General features: G+C 46.7%; 19 protein-coding genes and 1 other RNA gene. 3 read left to right on the top strand and 17 right to left on the bottom strand.

The features are described from left to right. Positions 1-532: 532 nt before the first annotated feature. The 13 genes from DT065_RS02375 to DT065_RS18710 form a co-directional block, all read right to left on the bottom strand. Positions 533-949 carry a CoA-binding protein gene (locus DT065_RS02375; protein WP_114370523.1) on the bottom strand — a complete coding sequence of 139 codons (417 nt, stop codon included), beginning with the start codon at positions 947-949 and terminating at the stop codon, positions 533-535. Positions 950-968: 19 nt separating this feature from the next. Next, on the bottom strand, positions 969-2,483 hold the full coding sequence (locus tag DT065_RS02370; protein ID WP_227002782.1) for an ABC transporter permease/substrate-binding protein: 1,515 nt from the start codon (positions 2,481-2,483) through the stop codon (positions 969-971). An 8-nt stretch (positions 2,484-2,491) separates the two neighbouring features. Beyond that, positions 2,492-3,553: an ABC transporter ATP-binding protein gene (locus DT065_RS02365; protein ID WP_114376008.1), complete on the bottom strand. Its 1,062-nt coding sequence runs from the start codon at positions 3,551-3,553 to the stop codon at positions 2,492-2,494. Between the two features lie 97 nt (positions 3,554-3,650). Next, a complete protein-coding gene (locus DT065_RS02360; RefSeq protein WP_114370521.1) occupies positions 3,651-3,863 on the bottom strand; it encodes a hypothetical protein in 213 nt (70 codons plus the stop codon). 68 nt (positions 3,864-3,931) lie between these two features. Next, positions 3,932-5,059 (bottom strand): THUMP domain-containing class I SAM-dependent RNA methyltransferase, encoded by a 1,128-nt coding sequence (locus DT065_RS02355; protein ID WP_114370519.1) that lies wholly within the window; start codon positions 5,057-5,059, stop codon positions 3,932-3,934. A gap of 223 nt (positions 5,060-5,282) precedes the next feature. Beyond that, an RNA gene (gene rnpB, locus DT065_RS02350) (RNase P RNA component class B) lies at positions 5,283-5,661 on the bottom strand. A 65-nt stretch (positions 5,662-5,726) separates the two neighbouring features. Then, positions 5,727-6,125, bottom strand: coding sequence for a ribonuclease HI family protein (locus tag DT065_RS02345; protein ID WP_114370517.1), 399 nt, complete (start codon positions 6,123-6,125; stop codon positions 5,727-5,729). Continuing rightward, positions 6,122-6,481, bottom strand: a complete 360-nt coding sequence (gene gpsB, locus DT065_RS02340) for a cell division regulator GpsB (RefSeq protein WP_114370515.1) — start codon at positions 6,479-6,481, stop codon at positions 6,122-6,124. Before gpsB ends, DT065_RS02345 begins: the two co-directional genes overlap by 4 nt. A 163-nt stretch (positions 6,482-6,644) precedes the next feature. Then, on the bottom strand, positions 6,645-6,989 hold the full coding sequence (locus tag DT065_RS02335; protein WP_227002705.1) for a CotD family spore coat protein: 345 nt from the start codon (positions 6,987-6,989) through the stop codon (positions 6,645-6,647). 189 nt (positions 6,990-7,178) lie between these two features. Beyond that, the gene (locus tag DT065_RS02330; protein WP_114370512.1) at positions 7,179-8,414 is read right to left on the bottom strand and encodes a ribonuclease H-like domain-containing protein; all 1,236 of its coding nucleotides are present in this window, start codon (positions 8,412-8,414) and stop codon (positions 7,179-7,181) included. A gap of 27 nt (positions 8,415-8,441) precedes the next feature. Next, on the bottom strand, positions 8,442-10,694 hold the full coding sequence (locus DT065_RS02325; protein WP_114370511.1) for a DEAD/DEAH box helicase: 2,253 nt from the start codon (positions 10,692-10,694) through the stop codon (positions 8,442-8,444). 132 nt (positions 10,695-10,826) lie between these two features. Further along, positions 10,827-12,563, bottom strand: coding sequence for an aminodeoxychorismate synthase component I (gene pabB, locus DT065_RS02320; protein WP_114370509.1), 1,737 nt, complete (start codon positions 12,561-12,563; stop codon positions 10,827-10,829). Between the two features lie 100 nt (positions 12,564-12,663). Continuing rightward, the gene (locus tag DT065_RS18710; protein WP_160112364.1) at positions 12,664-12,807 is read right to left on the bottom strand and encodes a hypothetical protein; all 144 of its coding nucleotides are present in this window, start codon (positions 12,805-12,807) and stop codon (positions 12,664-12,666) included. 165 nt (positions 12,808-12,972) lie between these two features. Between DT065_RS18710 and DT065_RS02315 the strand changes: the two genes are divergently transcribed. Both DT065_RS02315 and DT065_RS02310 read left to right on the top strand, forming a co-directional pair. After that, the gene (locus tag DT065_RS02315; RefSeq protein WP_114370507.1) at positions 12,973-13,956 is read left to right on the top strand and encodes an MBL fold metallo-hydrolase; all 984 of its coding nucleotides are present in this window, start codon (positions 12,973-12,975) and stop codon (positions 13,954-13,956) included. Positions 13,957-14,213: 257 nt separating this feature from the next. Beyond that, positions 14,214-14,963: a zinc ribbon domain-containing protein gene (locus DT065_RS02310; protein WP_114370505.1), complete on the top strand. Its 750-nt coding sequence runs from the start codon at positions 14,214-14,216 to the stop codon at positions 14,961-14,963. Positions 14,964-15,219: 256 nt separating this feature from the next. On the opposite strand, the gene DT065_RS02305 is transcribed toward DT065_RS02310, so the two are convergent. Further along, positions 15,220-15,663 carry a hypothetical protein gene (locus DT065_RS02305; RefSeq protein WP_114370502.1) on the bottom strand — a complete coding sequence of 148 codons (444 nt, stop codon included), beginning with the start codon at positions 15,661-15,663 and terminating at the stop codon, positions 15,220-15,222. A 112-nt stretch (positions 15,664-15,775) separates the two neighbouring features. Next, the gene (gene recQ, locus DT065_RS02300; RefSeq protein WP_114370499.1) at positions 15,776-17,542 is read right to left on the bottom strand and encodes a DNA helicase RecQ; all 1,767 of its coding nucleotides are present in this window, start codon (positions 17,540-17,542) and stop codon (positions 15,776-15,778) included. Positions 17,543-17,573: 31 nt separating this feature from the next. Between recQ and DT065_RS02295 the strand changes: the two genes are divergently transcribed. Beyond that, complete coding sequence (locus DT065_RS02295) at positions 17,574-18,470, top strand: SDR family oxidoreductase (RefSeq protein WP_227002704.1); 897 nt, start codon at positions 17,574-17,576, stop codon at positions 18,468-18,470. A 785-nt stretch (positions 18,471-19,255) separates the two neighbouring features. Here DT065_RS02295 and DT065_RS02290 read toward each other — a convergent pair. Beyond that, positions 19,256-22,654, bottom strand: a complete 3,399-nt coding sequence (locus DT065_RS02290) for an AAA family ATPase (RefSeq protein ID WP_114370496.1) — start codon at positions 22,652-22,654, stop codon at positions 19,256-19,258. Then, positions 22,651-23,847, bottom strand: coding sequence for a metallophosphoesterase family protein (locus DT065_RS02285; protein ID WP_114370494.1), 1,197 nt, complete (start codon positions 23,845-23,847; stop codon positions 22,651-22,653). Before DT065_RS02285 ends, DT065_RS02290 begins: the two co-directional genes overlap by 4 nt. Between the last annotated feature and the right edge of the window lie 12 nt (positions 23,848-23,859).

The raw sequence follows: 23,859 nt of genomic DNA, 5'->3' as shown, positions 1-23,859 counted from the left end.
GCGTTTGTCTTACACTGATTTTGACAATGCTTTCTGAAACTGTCAACTTGTCATTTGCAAAACAGTAACGTGTTGTCGCCCTATTCCGTCAGGATCATAGCCCTTGCATGAAACCGTTGGTTGAACGATAGCGTGGGGAGGCATGACTGCTGATCAGATGGGGACAACCATTAATGGCAGACTGATGTGGGAGCAGTTGGAGATAAAGCATGTGCTTTTCTGTAAAAAATAGAGGTTTGTTCCGAATTATAAGGGATCTTTGAAAGCGTCAATCTAGGAGCGGACACATTTTCCACTGTCTCTTAAAAGTTTCCGATGTACTTCATATATCGGACATTTTCAATGCTGTCATAAGTAAAACTGTCCGATACAACCCTAAGATCGGACAGTTTCATCGTTTTCGTTTTAAATGTGTTCGTTTCCCCATGCAAAAGCGCCTGATGTTATGCTTACGACGTCCCCGTCGCTTCTGTCTAAGGTAGTTTCGGCGAATGCTGTCCAAGAAAAGGATGCGGCTCGACGTGCCAGCACCTCACTGTGTCAAGCTATGCTCCACTTTAATGCATCGGTCCATCACGACCGTTTTGCCGCTATTTTTCGCTATGTTATACCCTTCCTCGCTGACGACGCCAAGTTGCGTCCATAAAACACGAGCATTCGTTTGCGCGGCTTCTTCAGCGATGGCCGGCACAAATTCGCTGCGTCGAAACACATTCACAATATCAATCGGTTCCTCGATTTCGCTAAGCGATGAGACCGCTTTTTCCCCAAGTACTTCATCCGCTTTAGGGTTGACAGGGATAATTTTGTATCCTGCTTCTTGCATGACTTTTGAAACTTCGTGCGACGTGCGCTCGGGGTTATCAGATAAACCGACCACAGCAATACGCTTTGCGTCCTTTAATATTTGGACAATTTCTTCTCTTGATGGATTGGAAATCGTCGTCATTTATTCTTCCTCCTTATGTTTATTCCAACAAATCGTTTTCCCATAAATAGTTTTCCGCAACTTCTTCCGGATCAGTGTCTTCATAATCAACGAGGTAATTCATTTCCTGCATGTCTTCGTCGCTAATTTCCCCGGCAAGTGTATTTAAAATGCCTTCTAATTCAGGATGATCGGCTAGAACTTCTTCGCGCATGAGTGGTGCGCCTTGGTACGGCGGAAACAATGCCTCATTATCCTCTAACACCATCATATCATACTCTACGAGGTAAGCATCGGTTGAATAAGCATCAATCACGTCAACTTCGCCTTCTTCAATCGCTTGCGAGCGAAGGCCCGGGTCTAGACCGTTCACATCAGCAAACTCCAAACCGTACGTATCAACCAAGGCTTCATAGCCATCATCGGGACGATCAAGAAATTCAAACGTAAACCCGGCGGTTAACTCATTTTGATAAGGCTCCAAATCGGAAATCGTTTCTACTCCATATGCTTCCTCGGTCGCTTGGCTGACCGCTAATGCGTACGTGTTGTTATAAGCCATCGGTTCCAAGTAAACCAAGGCGTGTTCCTCTTCTATTCCCTCTTTTGTCGCTTCGTACACTTCTTCCTCGTTCATTCCCGAGGGATCCTCCCCTAAAAGATCCACATAAGCCGTCCCCGTAAATTCGGGATAAATGTCGATATCCCCGACAAGAAGGGCATCGAAGACGATATCGGTGCCTCCCAGACCGGCTTGTACGTCCACATTTAAATCGGTATTTTCTTCGATTACATGCTTGTACATATTAGCCAATATCTCCGGTTCGGCCTCGAGCTTTCCGCCGACGACGATGTCTTGTTGTTGGGCGGGCACAAGGACCGGCGCGATAACGATTAAAAAGGCAGAAGCCATCACGATCGTAAACGTCATAAACGAGCGCTTTGCCCTTTCTGTCCATCGTAAAACAAAATCAAACAATAAGGCTAAGATCGCGGCAGGAATTGCTCCGAGTAAGATATAGGACTGATCTGCCCGTTGAATACCGGTCATAATCAAATCGCCAAGGCCGCCTGCCCCAATAAGTGCTGCCAATGTGGCGGTACCAATAATGAGGACCATCGATGTTCGGATCCCGGCCATAACGATCGGCACTGCCATCGGTAATTCCACTTTCCTAAGCCTTCTCGCCGAGCTCATCCCCATACCGGTGGCTGCTTCTTTAATCGCCGGATCAATCCCATGTATGCCCGTGTACGTATTTCTCAAGATCGGTAGAAGCGCGTATACAGTAAGCGCGATAATGGCAGGCACCGTACCGATGCCGATGAAAATAATCATAAACCCGAGGAGAGCAAGACTAGGAATTGTCTGCAGTACAGCCGCCACACCGATCACCGGCTCTGCGAGTCGTCGCGTGCGTGTCAATGCTATTCCGAGGGGAACGGCAATGAGGATCGCGCATAACAGGGAGAGGAAAGACATCTGCACATGCTCCCAAAGCGATTCAAAAATCGTTTCTTGTTGATGGACAACTAGATCAAAAAATTCCTGTATCGCTTCTATCACGGGAGAACCCCCGCTTCCGTACGATGGGCATGCATGTACGCGACAATGCTTCGATAGCTCAAAACCCCAACGAGTTTATCGTCATTGACAACGGGAAGCGCGTCATATTCGGATGCTTCCACGTTGGCCAGCCCTTCATGTAATGGTCGATCAGGAGAAATCATCAGGTCATGGGAGACCGTCCCTGTCGGTTCCAAACGACCGAGAAAGCGTCTTTGATCACCGAACACATATAAAGGTGCGGGGTAGAAAGGAGCTTGTAGGATTGTTTCTTTGACCATATGTGTACTTTCCGTATCCATCACTTCCGATACCGGCGTTTCCCACAAATCCATGCCGCGATCGCCGATAAACCTTTTCACATACGTATTCGCAGGTGAATACATGAGTTCACGCGGGCGTCCGATCTGTACAATCTCTCCTTCTCTCATTAAGCATATGCGATCAGCAAGTTGCATTGCCTCTTCGATGTCATGGGTGACAAAGACGATGGTTTTTTTAATTCTCGCCTGTAATTTGGCGATATCTCTTTGCAAATGTTCGCGGCTGATGGGATCAAGAGAACTAAAAGGCTCGTCCATAAGCAGGATGTCGGGATCGCCCGCTAGTGCCCGCACAACGCCTATCCTTTGTTGTTCGCCTCCGGAAAGTTCTTCCGGTCGACGGTTTCGATATGTATCCGGTTCTAAACCAACCATTTCCAGCAATTCGTCGATCCGCTTTTTGGTTTCCTTCTTTCCCCATTTTTTCATCTCCGGGACGACCGCGATGTTTTCAGCAACTGTCATCGTTGGGAAAAGTCCGATTTGCTGTAACACATACCCGATATTCCAACGTAATTCCTGACGGTTAAAATCGCGAATATCTCTTCCGGAAATGGAAATTCTCCCCTCTGTCGGATCCACGAGCCGGTTAATCATTTTTAAACTCGTTGTTTTTCCGCACCCGCTTGGGCCGATGATGGCAAAGAACTCACCTTCCGCAACATGAAAATCTAGCTTTTTTACCGCTTCTATGTCTCTGGTGAACGTTTTCGATATATTGTGGAACGTGATCATTTTTACAAGCGTCACCTACCTCTTCCTTTTCACTTCCATTCTCCTACCCGCATCTTTTCGTCGCCAAACAAAAAAACTGCCGAAAAAAAACGACAGTTCATCCGTTATGAATGGATTCCAGTTCATGATAGAGCGCCCGGTGGGCATGAAGCTGCGCCTCATGCATAGCCGCTTTCACTTTTCCCTCTTCATCATTTTCGAGTGCCGGCATTTGCGCCAACTGCTTTTCCATGTGTTGGATGGATGATTGAATGCGCGCGACTTGCGCGTAAGTATGGGATCGTTCCTTAAAACAAAGCTGTGCGTACAACGGTCGTTGCCTCCCTAAAAAGATAGTGGTGCCAAAGCTATTGTACGCACGGACTTCCTCCGTTATTCCTACTTTTTCGCCCAAAACTGGTAATAGTCGGTTTTAATATTTCCGTTAAACAGCTTTCGTTTCTTTGTGGCTTTTTGCCCGTAAAATTGCTCGAACTGTTCGTTAGCGGTGAGTACGTAGACGGACCACCCTTGCAAATATTTTTCGCTCACGCGTCCAAGGGTTTCATAAAGGTTTCGAATCGTATCCCTTTCCTCCATTCTCGTTCCATAAGGGGGATTGCAAACGAGAACACCTTTTTTTGCCAGTCGCCCGACGTCTTTAATGTTTTTCGTTTTCCATTCAATTTCATCTACGCCGGCGAGCGTTGCATTTTCGAAAGCAAGTTTTGTCATCTCGCGATCACGATCGCTTCCGTATATGGCAGGGCGGATCGTGTTTCGTGCAAGGTCACGCGCTTCCTCCCTCGCTTCTGCCCATGTCCTTTCGTTAATGAACGGCCATTGTTCGGACTGAAACCCCCGCTGTAAGCCGGGAGCGATGTTTTTGGCCATCAACGCGGCTTCAATCGGAATCGTCCCGGAACCGGAGAAAGGGTCTAGAAATGCAAAATCGGAATCGGGGCGCCAATTCGTTAATTGAATCATGGCAGCAGCCAACGTTTCTTTTAGCGGAGCTTCCCCGTGCAGGCGCCGATACCCCCGTTTATGCAACCCGTCTCCCGTTGTATCGAGTGTGAGGGTGACTTCATCTTTTAGAAGCGCAACCTCAATTTTAAAGAGAGGTCCTTCCTCATTAAACCACGGTTGGTTATACGTTTGTTTCAAACGTTCCACAACCGCTTTTTTCACGATCCGCTGGCAATCGGGGACACTATATAGTTGGGACTTCACCGAGCGTCCGACAACGGGAAACGTGCCATAGACGGGAATGAAGGCCTCCCATGGCAAGTCCTTCGTTCCTTCGAACAATTCCTCAAAAGACGTCGCGGTAAAGCCTCCGATTTTAAGCTTTACCCGGTCCGCCGTTCTGAGCCAAAGATTAGCCCGGCAAAGGGCCATCTCATCGCCCTCGAACATCACTTTTCCGTTTTCGACGGTCGTTTCATATCCAAGCTTTTGCACTTCCTTGGCAACGAGGCTTTCAAGCCCCATCGTTGCCGTTGCAATATATGTATATGTTCCCATGAAAAGGTCCTTTCATGACGCCTGTTTTCTTTTATAAGTCGCGGAACACTTGGTTTTTAACGATCGGTTTTCGAATCCGGGTCAAATTTTCGATCGTTTGAGGCGTCCCATCGATCTGTTTTTGGTGATCTTCTTCATTCTATAACGAACGGCCCCGTTGAACCAATAAATGTTTAGTATGAAAAAAACCCCGTAGACGGGGTCCTCCCAGAGGCTGAAAACGTTCTGTAAGCCATGTTCTGTATTGCCGTGCTGCGACTTTTCACCTTGCACGGCAATGGCAATCATCTATCTGCGAATCAATTCGCCTTTTCCTATCGTTTCCAACAAGAAAAGTGCCCCTACCATATTTTTGGGTTACTCGCTCGTGGGGTTTACCGCGTTCCACTCCTCGCGTTTCCACGAGGACTTCGTCACTGTGGCACTTTCAGAAGGATAACCATATTCTTGACAAGAACGTAGGTCTTCCTTGCGCCGTCAGCCCGGAGTCCGGGCTGCCCTGACTTATGGTTTCGTCAGGCACGATCGTTACAACCCTTCAAGGTTGTGCGAGCATGGACTTTCCTCTCCGTTCATAAAGAACAGAGCAATTGCCCGAACGTTTTCAGCATGTGCCAACCTGTATTATAACGTGCATTTCGGTTTTACGCAACAAGGGGTTCAGGCATCAAAGCAAGCTTTTTTTTGCCAAGCGATCGGCTTCTTTATTCGCACGCGTAGGAAGCCAATCCACGATGAACAATGTATAGTCAGCGCTTACGAGCAAGATATCATGTAGAAAAGGCTTGTAGCGAGAACGCTTCACCGTCCCCTTGTTCACGGCATCATAAACAAGTTGGGAGTCAGTGAAAAAACGTCCTTGATGATAACCGAAACGCTTCGCCCATTTCAGTCCTTCATAGAGGGCCGTAAATTCCGCTTCATGGATATGCGTGAGCTGGGAAAGTTCCTTTTTTCTTTCGATTTGCCCATTTGGATGCTTCATAAAAAGACCGTACCCGCATGTGCCGGGGTCTCCGTTACATGCTGCATCAACATAGACATGAACCACTTGACCGGCCGTCATTCAGATAATTTCTTTCCAAACACTTCTTTTTCCAGGTTGGAGATACGCTTTAATAAATCATAATTGGCTGACCCGCCCGATGTATCCGCTGCCAGTGCCCGAGTCGCTGCCGGAGCTTCTTCCACCTGCTCTGCTTGCGAGCGTTGGGAACGTTGGGAAATGGTTGATGATTGCATTTTTCGTAATTGTCCTACTTCCTTCTCCAACTTATCGACCTGTTCACGAAAGCGTTCATAGTCTTGGATAATCGTATCTAAAAATTGGTCAACTTCTTCTTTATTATAGCCTTTCATGCTCGTCTTAAATTCTTTTTCAAGAATCTCTTTTGCTTCTAATTGAACGTTTGCTGGCATCATACACACCCCGCGCTAGTATTCTCTAAGCTTTATCCTTATTTTTTCAGAAGACGTTGGAAATGTCAATTTACTGCTGATGCCACACGAGAGGCCCGACAGACGTTCGATCTGCCGGGTAAAGGGAAGATGAGTGGGAAAGGGAACCATCAGGGGCGGCCATCTTCTACCAACGACGATTACAATTATTTCCGTATTGTTGCCCCGGGGGACAATGATAGTGCTCTGAATGTGCACCGGCCACCTGATCTTGGCTGTGCGGATAACTGTGCACGTGTTTATAGACGCTTTGGTTGACATGCGTCGTGTGAGACGGATGCACTTCAGGCACAATATATTCCTGCATGCTGTGGGTCACATTGCATTTTGGTGGATGGACGACGGCCGGCATAACAATCGGTTTTTGTTGGCAATGTTGCTGCGGTTGCATTTGCGAATGGTTATTGCCGCAATGATTGTTATGATTATAATTGTTGTGGTTGTTAAAGTTATTCCAATTATTATAACCCATTACATCAACTCCTCCTTTTTTAGGGCTACTATTACCTTATGAGGAATAGGGGCTTGGAGGAATAATGCAAAGACCTATTTTTCATTGGTTATTTCATTGAAAAAATTTCCGGCGCATTGACAAGAACCGTGATGATTTTACAAACGAAGGCATTTATTTAGCGAATGATGCGCTTGCCCGGGAAATAATTCAGCCCGGAAATGAAGCTTGATTTCCCGATTTCCTTTGTAACCTCTGTAGCCGGTGTTCCCATGCAGCATCCTGTTTCGGAGGGTGCAGTTGTTTATCAAGGGCTTGGCCGCGCTTGCTGTAATGATAGGCGCGTCCGTAATCTTTTTTATGATGTTCATACCAGATCGCGAGCGCCTCTGCCGCGAGAGGGGCGAGGAATCCCTGCATGTCCCAGACCTTCTTAAAAAGGTCAATGCTTTCGGCATGCCGATTTGTTTTCTTGAGAAGATGGCCGCGTTCGTACAGGGCTTGTTCATAGCAATCGCTTCGTTCATTCACTTCGGCGTATGCATCAAGCGCACGAGCATAGTATTTCCTGTCCCTCCACCATCGTGCAATTTCATATGCTTCTTCCGAAGTTAGACCACCGAACAACACGCGGCGTGAAAGCTCGATGTAGAGCGTGATCAATGACAGGAGATCCTGCTCATTATGCTGGAAAATCCCCTCAACGATGGATGGATCACCGACGGACAAAAAATCTTGATAATACATGGGAGCAAGATAACCAGGCGTATCTTCGCCGCGGGAAAGACCGAGAATGCCTTCTTCTACATTTCCCAACTTGCAGTTGGCAAGTGCGTATTTAAACAACCGCCGGGATGCGTGTAAAAGATCAAAATGGCCAAACGCGGGGAGTGACGGCAACGTTTCTCTCAGCAATGTGTGCCGCGTTTTTAACTGCGGCCAGTCGAACGCTTTGCCATTATAGGTAACAAGGGCATGTAAAGCCGTTTTATCTCGTAAAAAATGGTGGTAAAACGCGATTTCATGTTCCGGTCCGGGCAAGAAATACTGGTCGACGATGACTTCTTCCCCGCTTAGCCGAGCCGTACCGATCATAAAGATCATATTTCCAGCGCCGTGGCTGAGCCCGGTCGTTTCCGTATCGAGAAATAGCAAATCTTCCGCTTCTTGCTCCCTCCCGGGTGCTAGGGGATGATCTTCAACCCCTGTCTTCTTCCAAGCGTCAACCATCGTTTTCAGTTCCTTAAAAGCATGAAAACCGTGCACATGGGAAATGGCATAACGTCTTCGTCGCCGTACCGCGTAGCCTTCTTCGAAAACCAACACCTCGCACTGCACCTCTCGCCATTTCTTTTCGGAAATGTCCGTCTCTGCCACCGGTCCCGCCTCCGAGCGGGAACGATTGATATGTGGTTTTAACCGTTGTAATTTTTTTTGGATATCCATCGTTTATTCCATTCCTTGTTCGTTTGTTCAACCCAATGTAGACAGCCAGTGATAGACGTCTTGTTTTAGCCCTTGCCCATCGCTTGCTCCAATACAGGAGGGGCATCCGTCCTCGCAAGGACAATCGCGAATGAGTGTCGCGCTCCGGTCAATGAGCTCGCCGATGCGTTTATACAGTTGAGCGGCAAGGCCAATTCCGCCGGGATAATGGTCGTAAATAAAAACGGCCGGCTTTTCCGAATGATTGGCTTTGATTTGAGCGGCGACGTGAAGATCGCTGCGGTCGCTCATCGTAAGTACTGCCCCTAGTTGGTGCGCCACTTGGGAAAAAGAGACAAGCATTCGTTCGAATTTATCCTTGCCGAAAGTAAGCAGCCATTCGTCGTCAAAATCAATCCAAGTCCCTGTCGTATGAATATCTTCCTGCGGCAGATGGATCGGGCCGGAGCCGATGTTTTCATAGGTTGAAAGCTTTATTTTTTTAAAAATGGACGGCATGATGGTTACGGCCACATCGCCAAAAGCGACGTTGTGATAGTTATAGTGCTTCGTTTCATCCGTTTCGATCACCGTTAATTTTACATTTAAGCTCGCATCGGTAAAATACTCCACTTCTACGAGCCGAACATACGCTTTCTTTTCTTCCCAATCAAGCATTTCCACTTGGTATTGCTGCCCTTGGTGCAAGTAAATCGCCTCTTCATGCAAAAGCGTCATGGCACTGAAGCGGTCCATTTCCCCAATGACCTTTGCATTTCCCGCTATCGTCGTGTCAATGATGACGATATTTTCCTGGGAAGCGGAGCGCAAGCTGATGTCATGCGCCGGAAACGCTTCGTTCATCCAGTACCATCTGTTTTTTCGTTTGTGCACGACCCGTTCTTCCGCCAGGTAATCCATCATATCGTTGATCGGCACGTCGCCAAAGGTGTCTCCGTCGCGAAAAGGCAGTTCATAGGCCGCGCATTTCAGGTGATCGATGAGGATAATTAAATTATTCGGTTCGATTCGCGCTTCTTCGACAGGGGCATCCAATAGATAGTCCGGGTGTTGCATCACATATTGATCGATCGGCGCGGACCCGGCCACCATGACAACGAGGGATTCTTCTTGCCGGCGTCCCGCGCGTCCGGCTTGTTGCCAAAGACTGGTAACTGAACCCGGGTAACCGGTCATGATGCACACTTGCAATTGCCCGATATCCATGCCTAGTTCCAGAGCATTTGTGCTGACAACACCGCGGATGGAACCTTCACGCAATCCTCGTTCAATGGCCCGGCGCTCATTCGGCAAATAACCGCCACGGTACGCACGGATCGAGGCCGGGCCGTATTCGTCTTTGATTAACGATTGCAAATCGCTATAGATCACTTCCACGCGCACCCGGCTGCGGGCGAAGACGATGACTTGGGATTTTGCCTCGAGAAACCTTTTTGCGAGTGTACGCACTTCTTTGGAGGCGCTACGGCGAACATTAAGCGATTGATTCACGACCGGCGGGTTGTAAAGCGCCAAATGCTTTTTCCCTTGCGGCGCACCGTTGTTATCAATGAGGGAAAAGTTGTCGCCGGTTAATTGCTCGGCCAGTGCTTTCGGGTTGCGAATTGTTGCGGAAGTCGTAATGAACTGCGGCGAACTCCCGTAATAGTTTGCCAGTCTGAGCAGTCGCCGTATGACATTGGCCACATGGCTTCCGAAAACCCCTCGGTAGGTGTGCAACTCGTCAATAACGATAAAGCGGAGCTTTTCAAACAAAGAAACCCATTTCGTGTGATGGGGCAAAATGGATGTGTGCAGCATATCCGGGTTGGTCATCACGATATGCCCGGCGTGGCGAATCTTTTGGCGAATCGCCGGGGCTGTGTCTCCGTCGTATGTATAACTGTTGATATTCAATCCTGTGGCTTCTATCCACTCGGCCATTTCGCTTTTCTGGTCCTGTGCGAGCGCTTTTGTCGGAAATAAATAGATCGCGCGCGTATCCGAATCTTCACTGATTGCTTGTAGCACAGGCAGGTTGTAGCACAGCGTTTTTCCGGAGGCGGTCGGTGTGACCGTTACAATATTCTCTCCGCTTAGAGCGTCATCATAGGCGGCTCGTTGATGCGTGTATAAAGCCTCGATTCCCCGTTTGCCAAGCGTCTCGGCCAACGTTTCATGCAACGAAGGCGGGAACGGCGCGTATCGGGCTTCTTTTTCGGGTTGTTCGTGCCAGTGAACGATGTTTTCATCGTTTTGTAGATTGGCAATCAAGCTTTGAAGGTCTTGTTTTCGATTCATCAATTCTACCCCCCCTTTTTTGGCAGGTAAGAAAGTATTACCTGCATAAGTGCAACTAAGGCTTTCGCCATAAAAGCTTGGCGAAAAGCCAAGTTTTCTTAGATTATAACACATTAGAACGTCCGTTTGTATTTATTTGCCTAAGCCCTTCACTTCCAACCAACCGCGAACACTATTGATCAGCCAAATGCGATCGGCCGACGCCAGGTCCGAAACCGACAGCGTCCTTTCTTGGATGGCTCCCTGCTCTAATAGATGTTGGCGAAAAACACCCGGCAACAGCCCGAGCGACACGGGCGGGGTCGTACAGACGCCGTTCTGTTCAACGACTACGTTCCCAATCGTGAATTCCAAAATTTCATGTTCGTCATTATAAAGCAAAACATCAAACACACCTTCTGATGATAAGGACCGCAAGTGATCAAAGGCTTCTCTGGCCGTCGTTTTATGGAAAGAAAAAACATTGTCGAAGGGAAGGGTGCGCTTGGCAAGTTCAACGTTTACCGATTCTTTGATGTTTTGCAGCGCGTTTCCTTCAACTAAAAAACCTTGGTCAGGCTCGTAGAGGAGACGAACCTTATAATAGCCTTGCGAATGATTCTTCGCATAGGTGTGTAACGTCTCGCTCATGGCTTCCGTAGAAAAGGGCCAACCAAAATAATGGGCGGATTCTTGCATCCGTTGCTGATGGCTCGATAAAAATGGAAAATGCCCATTTTCCATGCGCAAACTTTCAATTAAAGAAAAAGGATGTTGCCGTTCCGTAATCACTTTACTCTTTACGATTGCTTCCTCGTACTCTCCTCGCGGCGTAGAGTCCCACGTCACGCCTCCCCCGGTGCCGTATGTTATGTTTTGCTCTTTACCATCAACAACCGCTGTACGGATGGCTACATTGAAAATGCTGTCTCCATTTGGCGAGAGATAACCGATGGATCCGCAGTAAACCCCACGGGGCTCATTCTCCAATTCCTTGATCTTTTTCATCGTTTCTTTTTTCGGTGCGCCGGTGATCGACCCGCAGGGAAACAAAGCTTTGAACAAATCGACACCATCAACGTCTTTTTTGAGCTCAGCTTCCACAGTTGAAGTCATTTGCCAAACCGTCGGATAAGCTTCGATATCAAAAAGCGCCGGTGTTGTTACCGTCCCTGTTTCGGCAATCATCCCCAAATCATTGCGAAGCAAGTCAACGATCATCACGTTTTCCGCTCGGTCTTTTTCCGACGTTCGTAATTGCTCATATAGATGCTTGTCCTCCGACTCGTTCGTTCCACGCGCGATTGTGCCCTTCATCGGTTTCATAGACAGATGGTTTCCAGTGCGCCGGAAAAAAAGTTCCGGGGAGACGGAAAGGATCTCGTGCCGTCCCGTGTGTAAATACGCACTGTAGCCCCCTTGCTGTGATGCCTTCATTTGTTCATACAATGAACGGGCATCGCCCAGAAATTGCGCATTCATGCGAGTTGTGTAATTCACCTGATAAGTTTCTCCCCTCGAAATGGCCAGACGAATGCGTTCGACATTTTTTTCATACTCTCGCGCAGGCGTTGATAGCTTCCAATCCGACAGATGATAGGTACGCGCAACCTTTTCTGCGGGCGGCTCGGCAGGCCCGTCAAAAATGCCAAACCAAAGAAGCGGCATTTCAGCGCCGCTTGCGACTGAATACTCCGGGCGTAAACCGTCTGCCGCTTCATAGGACACAAAACCCGCGGCATAATACCCGTCGTCGACTGCGGCTTGAACCTTTTGCATGCATGTGTCCACGTCTTCGCTTTGGTTCGTTTGAATAATGGAAACAGGATGCTGAAAATACATAGGCCCGCTGTCGGCAAAATCGATATGAATAACTATGTCATGGTTCATCGTAGTCAATCTTCCTTTCGGAATGGTTAATATTATAAGCTTAAAAGAAATTAAAAAAGAACGCCACCCCGAAAGGGCGCGTTCCTTGTCCTAAAAACGGTTATGCTCCTTTTTTCAAGCTGCCGAGCCGTTCTTCAAACAGATTTCGGACGGCAGGCTCGTCCATGTTTTCTAAAAAGACTCTTGGAATGCCGCTTAATTCAATCAATAAACGGGTCATTTCCGTGCGTGTGAGTGATGTCATTGTTATCCCCTCCCGCAATTCGTTCCACGTTTTATCTTATGCTTAACCAGAGGGAAATATTCACAGGCATAATCGCGTGTATTATTTACGAAACCTTTCATAAACGGTACAATCATCTTATTGAGACATACTGAATCACGATTCAGGATAGGAGGAACGGAAAAGATGGACATAGATACAATTGGAAATCTGGAGTTGGTGAAAGGAAGACGCAACAGCAAAGTTCCTTATTCCACGAGCATTGTTGTCAAGGGGAAAAACGGAGAAGAAGATGCCCTCGTAGATATCGGAACCGGGAAAGAAGGCTATGCCTACATCCACGAAAATCATAACGTCAAAGACATCTATATCACTCATTATCATTTGGACCATATCAAAGGGCTCCCCCATTTTCCGGAAGCAACGATGTGGGTAAATGCCGTTGATGAACATAAATTGAACGATTTGGAATCACTAGCAAAAGCGATGGGGGTCTATGCTTTAAAAGGGGCGAGCACTGTTGAAGCGTGGGTAGCAAACAACAAGGAGACCCAACCTTTTCAAGATGTGATCACAAGAGAGAAAAAGCTCTACCCCTATGAAACACCGATGACAATCGCCGGACACGACGTGCAAATGCTTTATGCCCCCGGGCATTGCGAAAGCTATTGTATCCCCTACTTCCCCGAAGAAAGGGTACTTGTCGTGGGCGATTATGATTTAACTTCTTTCGGCCCGTGGTACAACAACGCCGATTCGGACATTGACGATATCATTGCTTCCGGCGAAAGAACGTTGGAGATTGATGCCGATTATTATGTGACATTTCATCATAAAGGAACGTTTTCCCGTTCGGAGTACGAAGAAGCGCTGCGCCGATACCTTGGAATCATCGAAAAGCGCGAGCAGAAAATCATCCGCTTATTGAAGGAAGGAGCGGCGATCGAGGATCTCATCTATCGGGAAGTCTTTTATTTAAAAAGAAATTTGGAAATGGCTCCCGACCTGCTGGACTTTGAAATCATGGGGATAGCTAAGCACCTGAAGCGCCTTGCCAACCAAAACAATTATTATGAGGACCCTTACCAATCGTTTCTCGCTCACCATTTTGCCGCCCCGGAATACAGCGATTATTTTGTTCGGGGATTGGCTGCAAAAAAAGAGATATAATGACCATCAAAAACCAAAGTAATGACAGGTACCTTTGCAGGTGTCATCTTGGAACCAATGGTTGAAGCAGGTGCATGATCAACAGGGTCATGCACCCACCTGCCCTTTTTTACGACCAATTGCCATTCATCCCCTTATTGAAATAAGGGGATGAATGGCAAGGTCTTTTTTTAAAATGAAATATTTGAAAAAGCAGTTATTTGATTGTGATCCGAACAAGCGTTTGATATAATGACTGTTAAGGGAGCTGAGCAACCATGGCAATTCAAACGACCCTCGTACAACGGAAAAACCCATCGAAATCGAAGCAAAAACAATGGTTATATGAACAACAAGCATTCGTTTCCACGGCAAATGATTGTGTAGAAAGAATCAACAACGGCGAAAAACTCTCGTCTAAAAATGTGGATGCCGATTTAAAGGCTGCCATCAAAAACGAAGCGATTCGTCTAGCTAAAAAAGCCATATCTGACTTCAAAGAGAAAAGGGCAAAAACAATTCCTATTTTTAGAAAATCTCTAGGTGTTCGAATTAATTTCCAAAATTGGGACACCGTCGAAAAGAATGGTCGCTGGTACATTTCTTTCACCGGAAATCATGGAAAGAAAACCCTTCCGGTTGTGGAAAATAAGGATGTAAAAACGTATTTCCCGTGGTTAACCAAAAAACATGACGATTACCGTCGTACGATTCAGTTGTTGAGAAAAGGCGTCACTGGTGATGATATCCGCAAAACTGCAAAATCGATGAAAAAAGCGGATCGAACGATTCACTCTTGGGCGTTTTATCAATTGAGACAGTTTATTAAAGAGCGAGCGATCAAGCATAACATTCCTGTGGTTGATATAAATCCGTACAAAACGAGCCAAACCTGTTTTGGTTGTGGTATTGTCGAGAAAGACAATCGACATCGGGATACATTTCAATGCAAAAGCTGCGGTCATCAAGCGCACGCTGACCTAAACGCTGCGAATAATATTGCAACAAGCACGAGCTTGGCGGTGTAGGAACGCTGTTCCGATAGACCAAGTGCCTATGCAGTAAAACCTGACATAGGAGCCTCACTGTGGCATGAGGTATGGTTGTCGCGTTGAATGTGGGTCCGAAAGGGAACAACGGGGCACATAGCCTGAACGTTATAGGCCCTCCACGGGAGCGAGCAACCCCCATTCCATCCACATGGATGCTCGGTATTTTAATACCGAGAGGATGTCATGCGTTCCCTGCCACTCGCTTATTCCTCTCCAAAATTTTATGCAAGAGTCAAGTCTTCACATACTGCTCTATTTTAGTAATGCAAAGTGATACAAAATAAAACAACAGCGATCCAATTATACTAAAAATATAAACTGCTATAATGAAATCAACATCTTCGGGATTACTTACTCCAGGCAATAAAATTAAATTGAACAAACCCGCTATCGTTAATCCGCCAATAATATAAAATAATATATTTATTAAATATTTATATAGTATAGACGGAAAAATAATCTTTTCATTTATTTTTTCAATTAACAACGAGATGGGAATACCACCTACTATAAAAAATAGTGATGAACCGATGATATAGGACATTACTAGCCCAGAAAAAGAAAAATAGCCCACATTGGGTTCTTGTTCTGATTGTGGCGTATATTGGATAAATGAGATTGCAAGACTAAAAAGTACAATAGATATTACAGCTACTACCAGTTTTCTTTGTATCACCTTGTTTCACCTTTCTCTCATCAAGCGTCTGGTTGTGGGCTATTAATAATTTGCTTCGTTAATCGAATTTCAGCCACAAAAAAAGGGTGCCTCTGCCCCCTACCCTCTCCGGTTACCCTTCTCTGTGTATTTCTGACAAAAACGCTTCTCCATACACTTCATATTTATGTTCACCGACCCCTTTAATCGCAAGCATGTCTGTCTTTGTAGCGGGCTGCTTGCCCGACATTTCCTTAAGGGTTTGATCGGAAAACACCATATACGGGGCTACTTTATGTTCCTTCGCGAGCGCGGTTCTCAGCTCTCGCAAACGATGAAAGAGAGGATCGTCATCCGTGACTTGTGCTTTGGCCGTCGCATCCTCTTTTTTCATCACTTTTTGCTCGCCTTTGAGAATCGCGACTGCCTTCTCGCTGAGTTGCAACACGGGATACTGCCCTTGCGTAAGCGTTAAATACCGATGCGCGGTTAAAAAATCAATAAATGCGACAACTGTTTTTTGCGACTCTCCTTTCATGAGGCCGTAGGTGGATAATTGATCAAAGCGTAAATCTTTTATTTTTTGATTGCCGGAGCCTGTAAGCACTTGGGCAATGATCGTTTTGCCGAATCTTTGTTTCATTCGTTTAATGCATGATAATACCATTTGGGCGTCTTTGGTGACATCAATGACCTCACGTTTATCCGTGCAATGGAAGCATCGTTTGCAATCATCGGGGTTTTCATCGCCGAAATACTCCAGAATGTATGCTTGCAAACAAGATTCGGTGTGGCAGTAATTGACCATTTCCCGTAGTTTGCGGAATTCGTTCGCTTTTCTTTGATCCTCAAGTTGGGATTGTTCGAGGAGGTATTGCTGAATTTGAATATCTTGGGGAGAAAACAACAAAATGCAATCGCTGTTTTCGCCATCCCTCCCTGCCCTTCCCGCCTCTTGATAGTACGCTTCCATCGTCCGCGGGATTTGCGCGTGGATGACATAACGAACGTTCGATTTGTTAATGCCCATCCCGAAAGCGTTTGTCGCCACCATCACGTTGATTTCGTCGTAAACGAAAGCTTCTTGGCTTTCGGCACGGGTCTTTGCGTCCATTCCCCCATGGTAATAAGCGGCATTGAATCCTTTCGCCTTTAAGCGCCGGGCGATGCGTTCCACTTCTTTTCTCGTTGACGCGTAAATAATCCCTGACTCATTTCGGTTGTTTTCAATATAATTTTGTATGTACGCATCTCGGTCCTGTCCTTTAATGACAGAGAATGTAAGGTTATTGCGCGCGAATCCGGTTTTTACGATGTTTACAGGCGGAATTCCGAGTGATTGACACACATCGTCAGCGACCGTCGGCGTTGCCGTAGCCGTGAGCGCTAAAATCACTGGCTCGGATTGCAGTTGATTGATAAAATGTGGGATATCTAGATAACTCGGACGAAAATCATGACCCCATTGCGAAAGACAATGCGCTTCATCAATGGCAATCAAAGAGATCGGCATCGATTGGATTCGGACCAAAAAATGAGGCGCGGTTAAACGTTCCGGCGCCAAGTATAACAAAGAATATTTTCCGGCCTGCACATCGCTTAACCTTTCCTGCATCTCTTCAAAGGACAAGGAACTATTTAAATACGTGGCAGAAATGCCGAGTTCCTGAATTTCGTCGACCTGGTCCTTCATTAAGGCAATCAACGGAGAAATGACAATCGTCAGTCCATCCAAAACGAGCGACGGCAATTGATAGCAAACGGATTTGCCGCCGCCGGTAGGCATGATTCCCATCGTGTGCTCCCCGTCAAATATGGAACCTATAATCGCCTCTTGGCCGGGGCGAAAATCATCATAGCCATAATATGTATGCAGCAGTTGACGTGCGTTCGTGAACATTGTGATCCTCCCAGAAAGGTTGCGAGAAAATATGAATCTATTATCTTATCATAGCGAGGGAAACTTTTCAGTGCAAGGCAAAAAAATCATCATCACCGGAGCGAATGCAGGGATTGGAAAAGAAACAGCGGAAGTATTAGCGGCAAGGGGCGCACATGTGACGATGGCATGTCGGGATATCCGGCGGGGAGAAGACGCGAGAGCGGAGATTCTCACACGCATTCCGTATGCGCGTTTGGATGTGGCGCAATGTGATTTGGCTTCCCTTGCGAGCGTTCATGCTTTTGCACAAACTTACCGGGAAAAACACGGATATCTGTATGCGCTCATTAATAATGCCGCGGTCGTAACCGTGAAACGAGAAAGTACCGAAGACGGTTTTGAAAAAATGCTCGGCGTCAACCATATAGGTCATTTTTATTTAACAACGAAGCTGTTGCCTTTACTGAATGGAAAGGACAACGCCCGCGTGATTACCCTTTCTTCCGGTGCTTACAAATGGGGAGCGATTGATTTTGCAGATCCGAATTTAGAGACATTTGGAATTTGGAAAGGGTATGCACGATCAAAGCTTGCCAACGTCTTGTTTACCACGGAGCTGGCTAGGCGTTTGAAAGCGAGCTTTGTCAATGCTGTGAGTGTGCATCCGGGCGTAACAAGCACACAAATCGGAGTAAATCGCGACACGGGGGTCGGACAAACGATTCATGATATATTGCGGCCTTTACTGAAAACAGCGCGGGAAGGCGCACAAACGAGTATTCACTTGGCGTCAACCCGTGAATTGGTGAACGGTGGGTATTACTACGAAGGCGGAAAGCGACAGGCATTGAAAAGACCAGCGATGGATCCCACACTCGCGAAAGAGCTGTGGGCATGGACCGAGATGGAGATTGGGCGGCGGGGGTTTTTAAATAAGAATCGTTAGAAGCTATTTAGCTTTTCATGTACTGTTGAGCACCGTGAACAAAAGTAATTACATAGGATGGTGAATCCTCATATATGTACGCGACTGCCCTTTCCACCAGATTACTGTTTTAACCATTTTTCTATCCGTTTCTCCACTTCATCTTGGGATACGATATCACCATTTTTGACAGATTGAATTCCGCTTTGAATTTAGCTTTGTACAAAAATGGTATATTGAAGCTCTTCGAAGGAGATGTCTTCAGGCATTTTGTCAATAACCTTTACTTGCTCCTTATGCATTGCATATCACCTCAAACATCTTTTTCTGTATTTTACCACATCTTAGACATATAATGTAGCAAAAAGAGATAGCGATGAAGCGTTGAACCTCATGGCTATCTCTTGCTAATCCATTACCCACAGATTTTCAGAAAATAACAAACCATACAATACTGCGGGCAAGAGGATTTAGGATTTCGGCACAATCCTTTGTCTTTTTGGTTTTGATAACGTTGCGCCCCTAAATGTATACTGGCATCAAATGACATATTTGTCCCTCATTACTTTTATTTTTGATTATTGTATGCCAAAAGCCATTGAATGCATAGTGGGGAGCCCAGCGCCGATTTCTTTTCCGCTATTCAGCTTCTCTTAGAGCCCATAGGGCACTCATGGTGACTGAATTGCATGGGTTTCGTCTCTTTCGGGCTTCATGAACGCTCCATGGTGACCGAACCGCTTGGTTTTCATCCCATTCGGACGCCATGACCCCTTTGGTCCCACCGCCCACTCGGGAGGTAAATGCTAGCTCGTTATCGTTAACCGGCTCCCCTGGCCATCGGGTTTTGGCGCTTCCACTAGCAAACGCTTGTGCAGCCGTTCTTGCAATTCAGGGACGTGACTGATGACCCCGACGGCAAGATGGTCGGTCTGCAATTGTTCAAGAGCGTTGACGACCGTGTCCAACAATTCGGCATCCAACGTCCCGAAACCTTCATCAAGGAAAAAGAATTCCAACGGATATTGGCCTCTCAATTGAATGGACACGGACAAGGAGAGTGCCAGCGCCAACGAAGTTAAAAAGGTTTCCCCTCCGGAAAGTGTGGACGTCGGACGTTTTTGCCCGCCGTTAAAATAATCCGCAATTAAAAAGTTATTGTCAGAATCAAGTGCCAGCGCGTACCTCCCTTGCGTGAGGGCATGCAGCCGCTCGGAAGCATGGCGGGTCACCTGCACCAATTGTTCTTCGGCGATAAAATTAACAAAGGCTTTTCCTTTAAAGACTCGCTCCAATTCTTTTAAATGGCTGATGGTCGTCTGAAGTTTTTTTCGTTCTTCCTCAAGCTTTTCATATCGATGATGTTTATCTTTGAGTTCCTCCCATTTTGAACGGGCGACGCTTCGTTCTTCTCTTCGTGTTTCCACCTCTTTTTCTTTTTGGCGGAAGGCATCGTCCAAGGCTTTCCATTCCTCTTCTGTCATTTGCTTGCCATCCAATGTTTCTTCTACTTCAGACAAACGTTTTTTCGTTTGTGCCAACTGTGTTTCAAAACGTTGCGTTAGCGCGTCATATTCGTTTTTCTTTTCAGCACTCAGGCAATGGGTTCTAAGCGTTGAGCTATCCAACGTACCTTGTAAAAACTTCTCGATCTCCTTACCTTCGTCCGTATTTCTTTTCTGTTCCCAACGTTCATTTGCTGTTTCATGATGTTTGCGTGACGACGTCAATTGTTCCTGCGCGGCGGCTTTCATCTGTTCTGTTTTTTGCCGTTCGGCTATCGTTTTATTCAACGTTTCCTCGGCTGTTTTTTCGTTTTCTCGCAAACGGAGGAGGGTGTTCCGGACGTCTGCCAAAGCATTGGTTGCTGTCGTGTTCTCGCCAACCCTTTCTTTGAGCTTTGCCTCGCCTTGTTGATGTTCCTTTTCCAGCTGTTCCCGCCTGGCTTCTTGTTGCAAAAGAGATATTTGAATGTCGGTATGGCGGTTCTTAGCTTCATTGATCTTTTCTCGGATGAATTCCAAGTTTTGTTGTTGATGGCGGACCTCTTCTCGTAGTTTTTCCAGTTGTGCCTGTTCTTTTTTCGACGCTTCCCATGCCTCGTGAATCGTCTCTAAAACAAGTCCGGGAAAAGATTCATGCCATTCTTGTTTTCGTCGATCATAAATCTCTTCCTGACGCTGTCTTTTCGTTGCGGCTTCATTCCGATTGATCATCGTTTGGTTGTAAAGGGCATCGATTTCTTTGAGGTTGGTGATTTGTTGCTGCATTTGTTCAATAAGCTTCTTTGTATTGGTTACCAGTGTATCCAATGACGTCGCTTTAGCATCCAATTTTTGTAAAAAATGTTCGGCTTTTCTATTCAATTTCTCCGGCGTCATGCCGCTTTCAAGTGTAGGATGGGAAGGATCATCTTCAGCGGTTTCGGGAGTGTGTATTTGTGTTTCTTCCAAAATTGCTGCGATTTGTTGGGAATAGTGCTCAAGTGACCAATGATAGTGTTTGATTCGATCCTCGGCTTGCAGACGTTCACCCGCCTTCTCGAGCCCTTCCGTATCGTAAGCGTTTTGTTCGGACGCGTGTGTCGGTTTCGGGTGATGGATGGCACCGCAAACGGCGCAAGGCTTTCCTTCTTCAAGTTGGTGCACGAGTTTCTGGATGATTTCTGCTTCGTTCCCATCAATGGCTTTTGCTTGCATGTCTTTAATAGCCGCGATCAGTGATCGCTGCTCCCTTTTTGCTTCGCTTAAATCGAAAAACCAATGGTAAAGGTTATTTTGCGCGGTTTTCAGTTGAGCAATGGTTTGCTCTTTTTGCGCGTATTCTTCATTTCTATACGCCTCTTGTTGCTTGAGCCTTTCTACCGCTTTCTGTTCCGTGTCTTTTTCTTCCGCCAGTCGCTCTTTTTGTTGATTTAGCGTTTCCTTCTTTTCAAAGGCCAGTCGAATGTTTTCTCGGTTGGATTGTTCTTTTTCCAGCGCTGATAATTGTTCTTCTTTTTCGTATAGCTGTTGTTTCGCGTTCATTTCCTCTTTTTGCGTGTGTTGCAAGTCGTAATCTGCGGTTTCTTGGTCTTTTCGCAATTTCGTTTCTTTTTCTCTGGCATCTTTCATATTTTCGGATAACGTTTTAAGTTCCGTTTCCAGTGTTTGTGCCTCTTCAAGCTGAGCTATCTTTACGGTAAGCTGTGGTTCTTCCGCTTGGCGATTTTCCCTTGCTTCACGGTAGAAATTCTGTGTTTCTGATTCTTTTTCCGCAAGCGTTTCCGCTTGTTTTTGGCTATTCTCTAGCGCTTTTTCGGCTTCTTTCCATCCGTGTTCCGTACGTTCTTGCTCTTCCCGATACGGAAGGAGCTGATTGGCGATTGAGCTTATAAGCAACGCTTGCAGACGTTTTTCATGGTTGGGTTGTTCCTTTGCCAAGGTTTCAAGTTCGCTTTTAAGTTCTTGGTGAATCTCTTGCTGTTTTCGTATTTCTTTACTTTCCTTCCATTTAATCTCCAGCTCATGTTTCGCAGTTTCTTCCTTATGTAACGTTGTTTCTACTCGGGCGATTTCTTGCTTCGCTTTCGTCAATGCTGCTTCGGAGGCATCCCCGAGCCCGGACTGTTCACCTTCGATCTCACCTTTTTTTGCGCTTTCTTCCGTGAGACGTTTTTTGATTTTCTCGTTTAGGTCATCCCCGTATTTTCCCAAATCAAACAATCGTTGCAGCATTTTGCTGCGTTCGGCCCCTTTGAGGCTTAGAAATTCGGAAAACTTGTTTTGCGGGAGAACAACCGCGCGGGTGAAATCTTCTATTTTCAGGCCAATCATCGTTTCTATCTCCCGATCCATCGCTCCCTTTTTGTCTGCCAGGACGACTGGTTCTTCGGTCGTTTCGATAAAGCGGGCACGCGTGGTTTGCAGAGTCGTATCCTTGCGCTTTGCTCTTCTCTCGGCGATAAACGTACGATCACCAAGCCGAAAAGAAAAAGAAACGGCAACTTCCGTCTCCGATTGGTTAACTATGCTCGCGCCGACACTGCCCGACCGACTGATTTTCCCATACAAGGCAAACGTCATCGCGTCCAAAATCGACGATTTTCCGCTTCCCGTTGGACCAAAAATGCCGAAGACACCGCCATCACAGAGTTGGTTGAAATCAATCGTTTGTTCATCGCGAAAGCTGTGCAGCCCCCGCACGTTTAACTGTAATGGTCTCACCGTACGTTCACCGCCTCTCGAATGGGATCATCTTCTTCCAGCAATTCCAAAAATAGTTGCGTAAGTTCAGGTTCCGGCGTAGCTCCACTGCTCTTTTTCTCATAAAATTGCCGGAACAATTCATCAATGGGCAGATGTTGCCGTGATTCCATGGGCTTGAACGTCTCTTCGGGTAAAACGGTGCGAATGGTGACAATCCCCGGGTGAGCGCGACGAATGGCTTGAATGTCCTCAGGGTTTAGTGTGTGCTCACTATGAATCGATAAGTCAATCCAATCGTTCGTTCCATGACGTGCATCCAACCATCGGTGCACTTGTAAAATGCCTTCTGTGGCATGCCAACGTGTGAGTCGCTTGCCGCTTGAAAGTGGGACTTCTGTTACGTGTGCCTGTTCACCGGGTTGCGCTTCAATAATCGTAACCGATTTGGCGGTCCCGACCTCATTGAAAGAAAAAGCAAGAGGGGAGCCAGCATAACGGGCTGGCGTTCTAGCTTCTTTTACCCACTGGGGACGATGCAAATGGCCCAAAGCAGTGTAGGTAACGTTCTCGGGAAGACTCCCCGGGCGCACGGTGTATGCCCCGCCCATTTCGATCGGACGTTCTGAATCAGAAGCGGCCCCTCCGGCCAAAAATAGGTGGCTCATCGCCATATTAACGTTATCAAGCGTGAAGTCGCTGCTTAACTGTTGAAATAAACGGGCAATGCGAGCATCATACGCTGCCCGATACGTTTCATCATCGCCCGAAAATGCGCCGGAACCGGAAAAACTCTCCTTCAACCTTGCCTCTGAAGGATAAGGAAGCGCGGCAACGTGTAAATAGTTTTTTTCTCGTTTGATCGGAACTTTTAACGCCGCGGACTGCGGCAACCCGACCATGTAAATCTCTTGATCTTGAACGAGGGGCATCGCGGCCGATAAACGGTCCGGCTGATCGTGATTCCCGGCGATGATGACGACCGGTCGCTTTCCGTGATCGGAGAGCCTGCTCATACTTTCATAATAAAAGCGTTCAGCATCAGCCGGCGGATTGCTGCTGTCGAAAATATCACCGGCAATCAGAATAGCATCAATAGCATAATCGTCAATGATTGTCATGAGTTCATCCATAAACGCTTCATGCTCCGGCTTGCGGTCTCTGCCTTCCAACGTGCGTCCCAAATGCCAGTCGGCCGTGTGTAAAATTCGCATTTAAAAACCTCC

The organism is Salicibibacter kimchii, from assembly GCF_003336365.1.
Lineage (GTDB): Bacteria > Bacillota > Bacilli > Bacillales > Marinococcaceae > Salicibibacter > Salicibibacter kimchii.
Note: the sequence above shows the minus strand (reverse complement) of the source record. Positions and strands in the feature narration are given on the sequence as shown.

Coding starts and splice junctions, on each gene's coding strand:
- DT065_RS02375 (WP_114370523.1), bottom strand. CDS start 949: ATGACGACGATTTCCAATCCATCAAGAGAAGAAATTGTCCAAATATTA.
- DT065_RS02365 (WP_114376008.1), bottom strand. CDS start 3,553: ATGATCACGTTCCACAATATATCGAAAACGTTCACCAGAGACATAGAA.
- DT065_RS02355 (WP_114370519.1), bottom strand. CDS start 5,059: ATGGGAACATATACATATATTGCAACGGCAACGATGGGGCTTGAAAGC.
- DT065_RS02345 (WP_114370517.1), bottom strand. CDS start 6,125: ATGACGGCCGGTCAAGTGGTTCATGTCTATGTTGATGCAGCATGTAAC.
- gpsB (WP_114370515.1), bottom strand. CDS start 6,481: ATGATGCCAGCAAACGTTCAATTAGAAGCAAAAGAGATTCTTGAAAAA.
- DT065_RS02335 (WP_227002705.1), bottom strand. CDS start 6,989: ATGGGTTATAATAATTGGAATAACTTTAACAACCACAACAATTATAAT.
- DT065_RS02330 (WP_114370512.1), bottom strand. CDS start 8,414: ATGGATATCCAAAAAAAATTACAACGGTTAAAACCACATATCAATCGT.
- DT065_RS02325 (WP_114370511.1), bottom strand. CDS start 10,694: ATGAATCGAAAACAAGACCTTCAAAGCTTGATTGCCAATCTACAAAAC.
- pabB (WP_114370509.1), bottom strand. CDS start 12,563: ATGAACCATGACATAGTTATTCATATCGATTTTGCCGACAGCGGGCCT.
- DT065_RS18710 (WP_160112364.1), bottom strand. CDS start 12,807: ATGACATCACTCACACGCACGGAAATGACCCGTTTATTGATTGAATTA.
- DT065_RS02315 (WP_114370507.1), top strand. CDS start 12,973: ATGGACATAGATACAATTGGAAATCTGGAGTTGGTGAAAGGAAGACGC.
- DT065_RS02310 (WP_114370505.1), top strand. CDS start 14,214: ATGGCAATTCAAACGACCCTCGTACAACGGAAAAACCCATCGAAATCG.
- recQ (WP_114370499.1), bottom strand. CDS start 17,542: ATGTTCACGAACGCACGTCAACTGCTGCATACATATTATGGCTATGAT.
- DT065_RS02295 (WP_227002704.1), top strand. CDS start 17,574: ATGAATCTATTATCTTATCATAGCGAGGGAAACTTTTCAGTGCAAGGC.
- DT065_RS02285 (WP_114370494.1), bottom strand. CDS start 23,847: ATGCGAATTTTACACACGGCCGACTGGCATTTGGGACGCACGTTGGAA.